The organism is Dorea sp. 210702-DFI.3.125 (genome assembly GCF_020560945.1).
GTDB lineage: Bacteria > Bacillota > Clostridia > Lachnospirales > Lachnospiraceae > Dorea > Dorea formicigenerans.
Genome location: NZ_JAJCNF010000030.1, coordinates 20,961 through 34,438 on the forward strand (window position 1 = coordinate 20,961; position 13,478 = coordinate 34,438).

General features: G+C 42.0%; 12 protein-coding genes and 1 riboswitch. Of the genes, 2 read left to right on the forward strand and 10 right to left on the reverse strand.

The annotated features are described in order from the left end of the window. Window positions 1–6: 6 nt before the first annotated feature. The 5 genes from nuoF to LI164_RS12920 all read right to left on the reverse strand — a co-directional run bounded on the left by nuoF (window position 7) and on the right by LI164_RS12920 (window position 5,138). Window positions 7–1,884, reverse strand: a complete 1,878-nt coding sequence (gene nuoF / locus LI164_RS12900) for an NADH-quinone oxidoreductase subunit NuoF (protein ID WP_117605696.1) — start codon at window positions 1,882–1,884, stop codon at window positions 7–9. A gap of 3 nt (window positions 1,885–1,887) precedes the next feature. Next, window positions 1,888–2,361 carry an NAD(P)H-dependent oxidoreductase subunit E gene (locus LI164_RS12905; protein ID WP_005339454.1) on the reverse strand — a complete coding sequence of 158 codons (474 nt, stop codon included), beginning with the start codon at window positions 2,359–2,361 and terminating at the stop codon, window positions 1,888–1,890. A gap of 150 nt (window positions 2,362–2,511) precedes the next feature. Next, window positions 2,512–3,441: a LysR family transcriptional regulator gene (locus tag LI164_RS12910; protein ID WP_147567059.1), complete on the reverse strand. Its 930-nt coding sequence runs from the start codon at window positions 3,439–3,441 to the stop codon at window positions 2,512–2,514. A 5-nt stretch (window positions 3,442–3,446) separates the two neighbouring features. Then, a complete protein-coding gene (locus tag LI164_RS12915) occupies window positions 3,447–4,115 on the reverse strand; it encodes a YoaK family protein (protein ID WP_181975151.1) in 669 nt (222 codons plus the stop codon). A gap of 96 nt (window positions 4,116–4,211) precedes the next feature. Beyond that, window positions 4,212–5,138: a LysR family transcriptional regulator gene (locus LI164_RS12920; RefSeq protein WP_029731456.1), complete on the reverse strand. Its 927-nt coding sequence runs from the start codon at window positions 5,136–5,138 to the stop codon at window positions 4,212–4,214. Between the two features lie 135 nt (window positions 5,139–5,273). Then, window positions 5,274–5,357: riboswitch (ZMP/ZTP riboswitch) on the forward strand. A gap of 140 nt (window positions 5,358–5,497) precedes the next feature. On the opposite strand from LI164_RS12920, the gene LI164_RS12925 reads away from it, so the two are divergent. Next, complete coding sequence (locus tag LI164_RS12925) at window positions 5,498–7,183, forward strand: formate--tetrahydrofolate ligase (RefSeq protein ID WP_227087248.1); 1,686 nt, start codon at window positions 5,498–5,500, stop codon at window positions 7,181–7,183. 410 nt (window positions 7,184–7,593) lie between these two features. Here LI164_RS12925 and LI164_RS12930 read toward each other — a convergent pair whose 3' ends face one another. The 3 genes from LI164_RS12930 to LI164_RS12940 form a co-directional block, all read right to left on the reverse strand. Beyond that, complete coding sequence (locus tag LI164_RS12930) at window positions 7,594–8,133, reverse strand: nitroreductase family protein (protein WP_005333130.1); 540 nt, start codon at window positions 8,131–8,133, stop codon at window positions 7,594–7,596. A gap of 180 nt (window positions 8,134–8,313) precedes the next feature. Further along, window positions 8,314–9,090 (reverse strand): ThiF family adenylyltransferase, encoded by a 777-nt coding sequence (locus tag LI164_RS12935; protein WP_005333123.1) that lies wholly within the window; start codon window positions 9,088–9,090, stop codon window positions 8,314–8,316. Between the two features lie 109 nt (window positions 9,091–9,199). Then, on the reverse strand, window positions 9,200–10,513 hold the full coding sequence (locus LI164_RS12940; protein WP_005333117.1) for a Na+/H+ antiporter NhaC family protein: 1,314 nt from the start codon (window positions 10,511–10,513) through the stop codon (window positions 9,200–9,202). 185 nt (window positions 10,514–10,698) lie between these two features. On the opposite strand from LI164_RS12940, the gene LI164_RS12945 reads away from it, so the two are divergent. After that, window positions 10,699–11,484: a Uma2 family endonuclease gene (locus LI164_RS12945; RefSeq protein WP_040015489.1), complete on the forward strand. Its 786-nt coding sequence runs from the start codon at window positions 10,699–10,701 to the stop codon at window positions 11,482–11,484. An 86-nt stretch (window positions 11,485–11,570) separates the two neighbouring features. Here LI164_RS12945 and LI164_RS12950 read toward each other — a convergent pair whose 3' ends face one another. Next, window positions 11,571–12,503 carry an AEC family transporter gene (locus tag LI164_RS12950; RefSeq protein ID WP_005333114.1) on the reverse strand — a complete coding sequence of 311 codons (933 nt, stop codon included), beginning with the start codon at window positions 12,501–12,503 and terminating at the stop codon, window positions 11,571–11,573. A 60-nt stretch (window positions 12,504–12,563) separates the two neighbouring features. Beyond that, window positions 12,564–13,325, reverse strand: coding sequence for a type I 3-dehydroquinate dehydratase (gene aroD / locus LI164_RS12955; protein ID WP_005333113.1), 762 nt, complete (start codon window positions 13,323–13,325; stop codon window positions 12,564–12,566). Between the last annotated feature and the right edge of the window lie 153 nt (window positions 13,326–13,478).

Genomic DNA, 13,478 nt, shown 5'->3' on the forward strand with positions numbered 1-13,478 from the left:
CCTCGGTTATTCTGTATAGACTGCACCAAAGGAACAATTCTCTAAACATGCTCCACATTTGATACATTTTGCGCTGTCGATCACATACGGTGATTTAATCTTGCCTGTAATGGCACCAACCGGACAATTTCTTGCACACTTGGAGCATCCCTTACATTTTTCCGGATTGATCTTATAATTCCGGAGATTTGCACAGATACCGGCACGGCATTTCTTATCACGGATATGCTCTTCATATTCTTCCCGGAATGCCTGAATCGTGCTGATTACCGGTTTTGGCGCACTCTTTCCAAGACCGCAGAGAGCTGTGTTTTCAATCATATCAGCTAACTCTTCCAGCTCTTCGATGTCCCCTTCTCTTCCTTCTCCGGCAACGATACGCTCCAGAATCTCCAGCATACGCTTCGTTCCCTCACGGCATGGTACACATTTTCCACAACTTTCACGCTGCGTAAAATTCATAAAGAATCTTGCAACTTCAACCATACAGGTATTCTCATCCATAACAACCAGTCCTCCAGAACCGATCATGGCACCAATCTTCGTCAGTGAATCAAAGTCCATCTTACTGTCCAGCTGTGATTCTGTCAGACATCCTCCTGATGGTCCTCCGATCTGAACAGCTTTAAATTTCTTGCCATCACGGATTCCGCCGCCAATATCAAAGATGATCTCTCTTAACGTAATACCCATCGGCACCTCGATCAGACCAGTATTATTTACATTTCCCGTCAGGGCAAATGCTTTCGTTCCCGGACTTTCCGGTGTTCCGATTCCTGTATACCAGTCAGCTCCATGCTTCACGATCATCGGTACATTCGCATAAGTCTCAACATTATTCAGAACCGTCGGTTTTCCAAACAATCCCTTTTCAACGGTTCTAGGCGGTTTTACACGCGGCATTCCACGCTTACCTTCAATGGATGCTGTCAGGGCTGAGCCCTCACCACATACGAAAGCTCCTGCTCCACGGTTGATATGTAAATGGAAGCTAAATCCTGTTCCCAAAATATTGTCTCCCAGAATTCCAAGCTCTTCTGCCTGTCTGATTGCAATGCGAAGTCTGCTGACTGCCAGCGGATATTCCGCACGGACATAAATATATCCTTCCTGTGCCTGTACCGCATAGGCTGCAATCATCATACCTTCGATCATGCGGTGCGGATCTCCTTCCATGATGCTTCTGTCCATGAATGCTCCCGGATCTCCTTCATCACCATTGCAGACGACATAACGGATCTTTTCTTTCTGTCCGGCAACCTGGGACCATTTTCTTCCAGTCTGGAAACCAGCGCCTCCACGTCCACGCAGATTTGACTGGGTAATCGTCTTGATTACGGCCTCCGGCGTCATCTCAAATACAGCTTTTTCAAATGCTTCATATGCACCTACTGCCAGTGCATCCTCAATATGTTCTGCATCAATGTGACCGCAGTTTTTCAGAACAAGTCTTGTCTGTTTTGCATAGAATGGAATTTCTTCCTGAGTCTGATAGACCTCATTATCCTGCTTGTACATCAGACGTGTGACTGGCTCTCCATGGAGGACTGTCTTTTCAAAGATTTCTTCACAGTCTTCCAGCTTTACTTTTAAGTAGAGATAATTATAAGGTTCAATTCTGACAAGCGGACCCATCTCGCAAAAGCCATGACATCCACTTTTCTTAACGCCGACATGTTCTCCATGTGCAATCTCTGCTCCGATTCTGACCTCAACATGATCCATACCCGCTGTCAGTTCACTGAATCTGTCAAAGATTTTGTCAGAACCACCTGCAAGACATCCGGTCCCTCCACAGACCAGTATCTTACATGTTTCTTTATTTCTCTTCTCCTGGCATTGTTCACGCAGGAGTGTAAGTTGTGTTCTGTTTTCCAGTTTCATCTGTTATTCCTCCCGCAGTTTTTTGATTAATTCACTCATTTTTTCCGGTGTCATCTTACCATACACCTCGTCATTGATCATGACTGCCGGTGCAAGTCCGCATGCGCCAAGACAGGAAACGGTCTCTACTGTAAATAACTGATCATCTGTTGTGTGTTTATCTTTATTAAGCCCCAGCTCTTTATATAATCCTTCCAGTATCGGAATTGATTTACGCACATGACAGGCCGTACCATCACAGACTTTAATAACATATTTGCCCTTTGCTTCAAACGAGAAGTTCTCATAAAAACTTGCAACGCTGAAAGCCTTTGCTTCTGAAATGCCAATTTTTCCGGCCACATAACTTAATAATTCCGGTGGAAGATAGCGGTATTCCTCCTGAATATCCTGGATAATCGGAATCAGCGACCGCTCTTCACGCGTGTGACAGGCAATAATCTCATCTGTCTTCTCGTAATAAGATGCGTCTAACATAAAAAACCTCCTCATGAATCAAATTTATTCTATTTCTATTTTATCTCAATTTTTATTGCCATGAAAATATCAATAAAGCATGAGTGCTATATACTTTTGCATATATTTATTAGTTTCAAGTAACTTTAAAGATCAAAAAAAGAAGCCTCGCTATTTTGAGACTTCTATTGCTTCTTTCTTCAGCTGCCGGATAAACTCCCGTTCATCTTCACTCAGAAACTTTCTGCCCGGATATACCATAACATCTTTCATCCGCCGCTGCTGCCATTCTATCTTACGCTGTGCCAGTCCATTTCTTCGGAGAAGTTCTTCCGGAATCGGTGACACCCACATATAGGTTCCCGGTATATCTTTCAGAAGCATAAACTGATTGCCACGCTCATATACATGAATCCGTCTGTGTGCATTCTGATTCTCCGGCGTTTCCTTAATGTCCAGATACTCCCCGTTCGGCAGTCTGGAATCTCCGTGTATCAGCTCAATATAAGGTTCCAGATCTTCATATCCATTCAGTTTTTTCGTTGCCAGCGGATCATTCTCATTAACAACAAGACGATACTGGAAATCCATGATTTTTTCATATTCCAGACCTCTTAAATGAATAATGGAATAGTAATATTCTTCATATTTGTCTTCCATCCGGATCAGCGCAAGATTGTAATGCTTCTTTGTAAGATTGTCCAGCGCTTGGACAGAATTGCACTCCCGGATATGCAGTCTCAGCTCTTCTGCATCTCTCACCTTCTCTACATACTTTCCAAATGCATAAGATGCATAGCTGGCTCTTGGTATAGAAATTTTCATCTCTACATCAGTCCCTTTTTTATTTCCCGGGAATTTACGGTTCAACCCTTCAATTTCCTGAATGACCCGTCTCGCCTGCGCAATAAACTGCTGCCCTTCCCTGGTAGGAACCATTCCCCTCGCTGTCCGCACGAAGAGCTGGATCTGATATTCCTCTTCCAGACTCCGGATTGCCTTACTGATGTTCGGCTGTGCAACATACAAACGCTTGGATGCCGCGCTCACCGAACCACACTGTGCAATTTCAATGATATATCTTAACTCTGTTATATTCATTTTTATCACTCATTCTCAAACATTAATAAAAAGCTGAGTCCCAGAAGAATACAGGAAATCCAGATCATATGGATTCCAAAATGTTCTGTCAAGTTGCCGCCAAGTCCTGCTCCGATCGCAAATAAAAAGATAATTCCAAAATAATAAGCGGCCTGCTTTAACTGCTCTGTTTTTCTATCCTGAAGATAATGAGAAAACGCTGCCGTTCCACTTCTTAAGTTACCGATGCACATGGTACTTGCATAGGAATAACCACCCATCTTCCGGAATGTCTGCACCTGCATCGCACAGGCAAAGGACACAAAAATCGTCGCTGTCATATTCAGACTGTGTGGAATAAATCCTACGACAAATAATATGACGATCTCTGCAAGCAGAATCCCCTGCCTCCAGTGAAGCCGTCTGGCATATTTATACCGCATCTGAATCTGATCTGCCACGAAAACTCCAAGAACAAATGCTATAAGAGGCAGCAAATATCGTACTCCGGCCTTCCAGTCTCCGGTCATAAAATGCTGACTCATCAATACTACGTTTCCTGTCTGTGCGTTGGAAAAAACTTCATTTCTCGTATTATATGTATAAGCGTCCTGAAAACCTCCTGATAACGCCAGAAATGCGCTGTTTATAAATGCCTCTGACATCTGCTTTCCCGAAAAATTCTTACCGACCATGCGTAACACCTCTACTCATCCTTTGTATTTTCAGTTTCCTATTATATAGATGCACATGTCAAAAGTCAATTTCACCGTTTTGCCGGTATATAAATTTTATATCAAGAATGCCTCGGCATTCTTCCAGCTGATATATTTTCGCAGAGCCTGAATATAAAATTCACTCATCCGGCTCCCACGAATTCTGTGGTGCGTCAGAATTCCAATCTCCATATCTCCTTCTTCTTTTAAAGGTACTGCCACAATATTCGCTCCGTTCAGTTCCTCATCAATGACTCCACTACACACCGTATATCCATTCAGTCCAATCAGTAAATTAAAAAGTGTCGCGCGGTCACGTACACGGATATTCTTCGCACGCTCTGTAGTACTGAATATTTCCTCTGAAAAGTAAAAAGAGTTGTGTTCTCCCTGCTCAAAAGACAGATATGGGTATGTCTTTAAATCTTCCATCGTTACAGATTCTTTTTTTGCCAACGGATTTGAAGTACTGACGAAAATGTGTGGTTTGGCCGTAAATAAAGTCTCAAATTCCAGATCATTTGCCTTGATGATCTTCTTTAATACGGTCCGGTTAAAATCGTTCAGATACAAAATTCCAATCTCACTTCTCATCTTCGCCACATCATCGATGATCTCATATGTCTGTGTCTCTCGAAGAGAAAAATCATAATTGTCCCCGCCAAATTCTTTGATTAGGTCAACAAATGCATTGACTGCGAAAGAATAATGTTGTGTAGAGACACTAAATTCTTTCTTGCCTCCTGCCTGAAGCTTATAGCGCTCTTCCAAAAGTGATGCCTGCTCCAGCACCTGCCTTGCATATCCTAAAAATATCGCTCCATCCTTTGACACTTCGATTCCCTTATTCGTCCTGTCAAAAATGATAATTCCCATCTCTTGTTCCAGTTCTCTAATTGCTTTTGTGAGTCCTGGCTGAGAAACAAAAAGACGACGGGCTGCTTCGCTCATAGTGCCTGTCTCCGCAACGGTCGTCACATACCTTAACTGCTGTAATGTCATCACATGCCCTCCTGTCGTTGGTTTCTCAAAAATTTACTTTAAAATTGCCTAACTATTGTAACATTTTACCTTATAAATATCAACGAAGTTCATTTTTTCATTGACTTTTAGTTCCGGATACCATAAGATATTACTAAGCATTCTGATGACTGACGGATAATTGTGGAGTACCACAGAGGAATCAGAAGTCGTATTAAGCCGACCGTCTGGGCAACATTTATCCTAACGATAGATGTTGTCCTTTTTTATTAATGCCAGGGGGATAAGCCATAGCCCATGCATGTGTTTACACATGCATGGGCATCTGCCTGGCATGTACTTATCTAACGACGTGAGGCTTGCATTAAACCAGGGAGGAAATGAAGATGAAAACTGATATCGAGATCGCACAGGAGTGTACAATGGAACCAATCACTGCCATTGCAGAGAAAGCCGGAATCCCGGACGAATACTTAGAGCAATATGGCAAATACAAAGCAAAGATTGACTACAATTTCTTAAAAAAATCCCAGAACAAAGATGGCAAATTAATTCTTGTCACAGCAATCAACCCGACACCTGCCGGAGAAGGAAAGACAACCACAACTGTCGGACTTGCTGATGCAATGCAACGTCTGAATAAAAAGGTTATGGTCGCACTTCGCGAGCCTTCTCTTGGACCTGTATTCGGAATCAAAGGCGGTGCTGCCGGTGGCGGATATGCGCAGGTTGTACCAATGGAGGATATCAACCTTCACTTCACCGGTGACTTTCACGCAATTGGAGCTGCCAACAACTTATTAGCAGCCCTCATCGACAACCATATTTACCAGGGAAATGAATTAAATATCGACCCACGTAAAATTGTATGGAAACGCTGTGTTGACATGAATGACCGCCAGCTTCGTTTTGTAACAGACGGACTTGGTGGAAGAATCAATGGCGTACCAAGAGAGGACGGATATGACATCACTGTTGCTTCCGAAATCATGGCTGTTCTGTGTCTGTCTAAAGACATTACAGATTTGAAAGAAAGACTTGGCCGCATCATTGTTGGTTATACATATGGAAAGATTTCTGAGCAAAAACCAGTAACCGCTCACGACCTTCACGCAGAAGGAGCTATGTGCGCACTGTTAAAAGATGCTTTGAAGCCGAACCTTGTTCAGACACTGGAGCACACTCCGGCGATTATTCACGGTGGACCATTTGCAAATATCGCACACGGCTGTAACTCTGTAACAGCTACAAAGATGGCTCTGAACCTCGCTGATTACGCCATCACAGAAGCCGGATTTGGCGCTGATCTCGGTGCTGAGAAATTCCTGGATATCAAGTGCCGCATGGCTGGCTTGAAGCCAAATGCAGTTGTTATCGTAGCAACAGTACGCGCTCTGAAATACAACGGCGGCGTTGCAAAAGCGGATCTGAACCAAGAGAACTTAGAGGCTCTGAAAAAAGGTATCCCGAACCTGATGAAACATGTAAATAATATTAAAAATGTATACGGACTTCCTTGTGTTGTTGCAATCAATGCATTCCCAACAGACACAAAGGCTGAGCTTGATCTTGTAGAAGCAAAATGTAAAGAAGTTGGCGTCAACGTTGCTCTCTCTGAGGTATGGGCAAAAGGCGGCGAAGGTGGTCTTAAGCTAGCAGAAGAAGTGATCCGCTTATGTGATGAGCCAAATGACTTTCACTACTGCTATGAGGAGGATACAACGATCCAGGAGAAATTAGACCAGATCGTACAGAAAGTTTACGGTGGAAGAAAAGCTGTCCTGACACCTGCTGCCCAGAAACAGGCAAAACAGCTCTCTGACCTTGGATTTGAAAATGCTCCGATCTGTATGGCAAAGACTCAATACAGTTTAACAGATGATGCCACTAAACTCGGTGCACCGACAGATTTCGACGTTACTGTAAGAAACTTAAAGATTTCTGCAGGAGCCGGATTCATCGTAGCATTGACCGGAGATATCATGACCATGCCAGGACTTCCAAAAGTACCGGCTGCTGAAAGAATTGATGTCGACGCAGAAGGAAAGATTACAGGATTGTTCTAAACTTACAATAAATATGGAAGACTGGGATTTCTGACACGTTGAGGTTTTGAAATTTTACTACGCCATTTATTAAAGAGGAGTTACACAAACTCACCTAAAAAACAGGTTCAAACAGTGTGTAACTCCTCTTAATTATGCTCGTAAAATTTCAACCTCTTCCTATCATCTGAAATCCCAGTCTTCCGTATTTCATGCGGTAGTTTACGGCATACTTTCGTAAAACTCTTTTTCGAAATAATCTTCTTTTAAATATTCCTATGCTAAATTTTTAGAACATTTCGAGAGCAAAGAAAAATAAGGTTGTTTTTACGTGAAAACATTCTAATTCAATTTGAATTCACGTAAAAATATCCCCACCCAGGGTTTCTGTTCTAGGCGGGATGCTTATATGTTATATTCTACTATGTTCTTTAGAAGAATTTTGCGATTTCTTCTAATTCTTTTCTTTTTGGCATATTGGCTTCTTTTGCTTTGTAACCAACCGCGATGACTGCAACTACATTTTCTGTCTCAGGAATATTAAGCATCTCACGAATAGCTTCGCCGTCCCGGATTCCCATGACTAATGTGTCAAGCCCAAGCTCTGTTGCCTTGAGAAGCAGATTCTCATTCTGCAGTCCAAGATCATAGTATCCCCAGCCGTCTCCAGCTTCATTTACCGGATTTCCATCATTATCAAATCCAACGAGTCCTTTTACAAATGTTGTAACGATTAACGCGCCTGCACCTGCTGAATTTTTCTGATTGAATTCCGGCAGACATTTTTGACTGAATTCTGCAACCTTGTCCTCGGATAATACACAGTAATATCTGGAAGTCTGTGTATTTTTCCATGACGGTGCAAGACTTGCTGCCTTGATCAAAGTCTCCACCTGCTCTTTCGTTACTTTCTTCTCAGCATCATAATGTCTGATGCTCCGTCTCGTTTCAAATGCTGTCTGTAATTCCATAAAAAGTACCTCGCTTTCTAAATATCTGTTTCATAACAACATTGTCATATAAAGTGGAATATAAGTAATCCCATCTTGATATTTCAAGTCCTTAATCCAAAACTGTGTGCCCCTTCAGAAGATATTCCACTTCTGACTGACCACACAGTTCAAGTTTTTTGTTATCTTCGATCGTCTTGTCTAGTTAAAATAAATTGCGCGCTCCTCTACAGTCAGATCCTTAATGACCTCTCCGGCAATGATTAATCCAACGACTGATGGTACAAATGCCACACTTCCTGGAATGTCACGCCTCTCTGTGCATTTGTGTTTTGCACCCGGAGGGCAGATGCAGTGATTTCTGCAGCTGATAGCCATATCCTCCAGTGGTCTCGTTGGCTTCTCCTCGGAATATACCACTTTCAATTTCTTCACGCCACGCTGTTTTAACTCACGGCGCATAACCTTCGCAAGTGGACACATCTTTGTCTTGTAAATATCTGCCACACGAAATGCACTTGGATCAAGTTTATTACCAGCTCCCATACTACTGATAATCGGCACTTTCATCTCTTTTGCTTTCATAACAAGTTCAATTTTGGCAGTCACCGTATCTACCGCATCAACCACGTAATCATACTGAGCAAACGGAAACTCCTCTGCATTCTCCGGAAGGAAAAAACATTTGTGAACATTTACTTCAATATCTGGATTGATGTCCAACATTCTCTCCTTCATCACATCTGTTTTATACTGTCCAACAGTCTTTCTCGTAGCAATAATCTGACGGTTCAAATTCGTCAGGCACACCTTATCATCATCAATCAAATCAAAATGACCGACTCCGCTTCTTACAAGAGCCTCACACACATATCCACCGACTCCGCCAATACCAAACACTGCGACTCTGGAATTCTTTAATTTATCCATTGCTTCTTTTCCTAGCAATAACTGTGTTCTTGAAAACTGATTTAACATCTGTTGCAGTCCCCTTTTCTTACCATTTCAATAGGTTATCATTATATAAGAAATAAATGTCATTGTCAATTTTTCCAAAAGTTATTCGGCAAAATCAGTTTTTATCCACTTATGAAACTTTCTTCTGAGGAATTATAAAAATAAATATCAGCGAACTGACTAACAATAATCCCGGATAGAACAACTTCGGTATTACATCAAATGCTGAAAGTTCATGCCCCATCTCGTGAATTGCAGACAATGCCACCAACATCTGCGCACCATAAGGAATGACTCCCTGTGAAATACAGGAAAATGTATCCAACAGTGATGCTGCTTTGCTGTGTGTAATTCCATATTCTTCAGACATCTCCACTGCAATTGGATTTGCCATGACAATAGCCACCGTGTTATTCGCCGTTGCGATATCCATTGCAGCTACTAAAAGCCCCATGCCAAACTGACCGCCCTTTCGTCCACGAAATATCCTGCGTATCACAGACAGCAGCGCCTCAAAGCCGCCATACTCGCGAATCAACGCACACAATGCTGCTACCAGTACCGCTACCATACAAGTCTCAAACATTCCGGAAATTCCAGATCCCATGCTGCTGATCAAATCCACAAAACTTGTCTGTCCTGTCGCAAGCATAATTACAATTCCAGAGAAAATACCAATCAAAAGTACGAGAAATACATTGATTCCGATAATACCGCCAATCAGTACTAAAATATATGGAACCATCTGAATCAGATGATACTCATGGTTCACTGCCCCGCCAAGATCCGTGCGCAATGACAATACAAGTATCAGACCTAACGTTACCAATGCTGCAGGAAATGCAATCCAGAAATTCTCCCGGAATTTATCCTTCATCGGACAGCCCTGTCCGTTGCACGCCGCAATCGTCGTGTCTGATATAAAAGAAAGATTGTCCCCAAACATAGCACCACCCATGACCGAACCGATGCAGAGCGCCAGATCAAATCCTGAAGCATCAGAAACTGCCGCTGCGATCGGGGCAATCAATGTAATTGTTCCGACTGAAGTTCCCATAGCTGTTGATACAAAACACGCAACTACAAATAACACCGCCACGGAAAACTTGGCCGGAATCAGTGAAAGCATGAAATATGCCACACTCTCTGCACTGCTTCTTCCCACAACTCCAACAAAGCTCCCCGCCACAAGGAATATCAACAACATTGTAATAATATTCTTATCTGCCAGTCCCTGCGCCATGATGGACAATTTATCATCAAAACTGACTTCCCTGTTTTGAAAACAGGCCACTAAAATTGCCACCATAAATGCAAGTACAATTGGAATGTTGTAAAATCCCATCGGTATCTTCATCACGTATTCAAAAACAATTCCAAGCCCCAGATACAAAACCAAAAATACACCAATTGGCATAAGTGCCTTTGGATTACTCTTTTTCATAATTTCCCCAGTCCTCTCATCTTTTCTTTTTCATTATCATAGTCTATTCCATGCCTCCCAGTCAAGTTATTTTAATAGTTTTTAACCGTTTACGGTTATTTTTTAATTTTCGGATATTCATCATTGACTTTCACCCGTTTTATAGATATACTAATTTTAACAAAATATTTCAAGGAGGCGCTGTTATGAAGTCATTAGGGGAAGAATTCAAAGAAAGAAAAAACGAACTTGGTATTACAACAGAACAGCTTTCCAGACTGTCCGGCATACCGACAGGTACCATCAACAAGATTCTGAATGGCGAGACAAAATCTCCACGCTATGCAACATTGAAGGCACTGAATGATGTCCTTTTTAGAGATATCGATTCCGGTATCGATGGAATCAGAGAGACCGCTGCAGCCTATACTGTTTCTTCCGATAAGAAACAGGGCGAATACACTCTGGACGACTACTATGCCCTCCCGGACGACGTTCGAGCCGAACTCATCGACGGGCATCTGATTTTTCTGGAAGCGCCCCGCTCTGTACATCAGGAACTTATCAGCGAACTATTAATGGACATCGGTTTTTATATTCGCAAAAATAAAGGCCCATGTAAAGTCCTTCCAGCGCCACTTGATGTCCAGCTCGACTGCGATAACCGCACGATGATCCAGCCGGATATTTCCGTAATCTGCCAGCTCGACCGGCTCGTGGAGAAAGGAGTCTACGGCGCACCGGACTTCTGTATTGAGATTGTGTCTCCTTCCAGCCGCAGCCGTGATTACATAAAGAAAGTTTCCAAATACCAGAACGCCGGTGTCCGGGAATACTGGATTGTAGATCCGAAGCGTGAAACTGTACTGTGCTACTACTTTGAAGGCGACGATTATCCTCATATGTATACATTTGATGATATTATCCCTGTTATGATTTATGATGGAAAACTGGAGATTAATTTTGCTGATATAAAAGACAGATTGATCTAAGCATACAGCAGCGTACGCCACAGCGACAATTTAAAGTACCAAAAAATGTGTTTGAAATATCTCTGAAATGTGTTCAAAATATGAAATCATATAATTTTCTCATATAGTAATACCATAATCGGCATCGTCACAATCGCAAGTAACGTTGTCATAACATTAATTGCACTACTATATTTTGAATTCCCGCCGTATACCTGGCACATCTGTGTAATAGTTGATGCTGACGGCGTAATAACAGCAAGGAATATAACAAGCAGAATTTTCTCACCTTGTGGATGCCATGTAACCAGACCACTGATTTTCAGAATAATCAGTGCCAGCACCGGCACAAGCAACAATCTTAGAAATGTAACTGCGTATACTCTTCGATTTGTAAATATATCCCGAAGGTTCATACCAGCAATCAACATACCGGTTACAATCATACTTACCGGCCCAATCGTGCTTCCCACTGCACGAAGTGTATCATCTACAATCACCGGCAAATGAATCTTCAGCAAAAACAAAACCGCTCCTATGAAAATTGCAATCATATTGATGTTAAGCACAATCTTTTTCCAGTCAATCCTATCCCCTGAACTGATAATATATTTTCCATGTGTCCACATAAAAATCAACTGCACAGCCATGAATACACACCCGTATACGACCCACTCGTCCCCCAGTACATAAGCCACAATCGGTACAATCAGATTTCCGGAATTAGAGTAGTATATAGAAGCGACCTCCACTTCATCCAGATAAAATATTTTTCCCATAATCCATACTGCTATCAATAATAAGACTTGCAAAACTATCGAAGTAACCAGCGCAAGAAACATACCTTGTACTTTATCCGGCGTATAATCTATCTGAAATGCATTGATCATAACACACGGAATCACAATATATAAGACAATTTTCGACAAAATTTTGCTGTCATCGTCCGTTACAAGTCCCAGCTTCACTATCACATATCCCATGAGAATCATGAGAAATAATTCGGCAATCTGTTCTGCAAGCAATACACTAATCTGCATAATCGAATTCAAGTCCTTTCTTATCAAGTCTATGCTTTAACCAAAAATAATTCATACTTATTATAAACTCTTGTGTATGATTCCAAGTACCGTTCTTAATTCTTCCACATCAATCTGTCCCGGTGCAGATACTTTTCCCGCCGCACCAAATGTAAGTGCTGAGCCAAAGACTTCCCCACACATGCGGCTTACTACCCCAGTTCCTGCCATAGACATTGTAATAACCGGGCGGTCTGCATAGCATCGTCTCATTTCTTCCGTAGCAGACAAAAGTGTCAGAACATCTTCTGTGCTCTGCGGCATCACCGCAATCTTTGAAATATCAGCTCCAAGTTCCTGCATTTTTCGCATACGTGAAATTAATTCTGCTTTCGGAGGTGTCTTCCTAAAATCATGATTAGAAGCAATTACCTTTACTCCACATTCATGCGACGTTTTTACAACTTTTTCCACATATGTATCCCCGATAAATGCTTCTACATCCACAAGGTCCACATACCCGCTTTTCGCAATTTTTTCATTCAGCTCTACATATTCATCTGGTTCTATCGCGCGCTCGCCACCTTCCTTCGCGGTGCGAAATGTAAAAAGAATCGGTGTCTCTCCAAGAATATCTCTCAACTGCTTCGCAGCATTTTCCACACTTTCGTAATTATTCACTTCCTCGAACCAGTCCACACGCCACTCCACTACATCTGCTCCTATCTCACAGATATGCTTCGCCTGATTCAAAATCTCATCTATCATCTTACCAACAATCGGTACACAGATTTTCGGAATAGCCTCACCAATTGCAACATTTCTTACTACTACAGGTTTCATAATCTAGTCCTTCCAGCTAATATTTGCCTCCAGTATATCACAAATATAAAAAAAGGGACACCGTTAATCACTAATGGGGACGTAGTACTTTGACGTTTCAATGTCATTAAGTTAAGGATAAAATTGTAATTATTGAGGCTTTGACACTTCTTT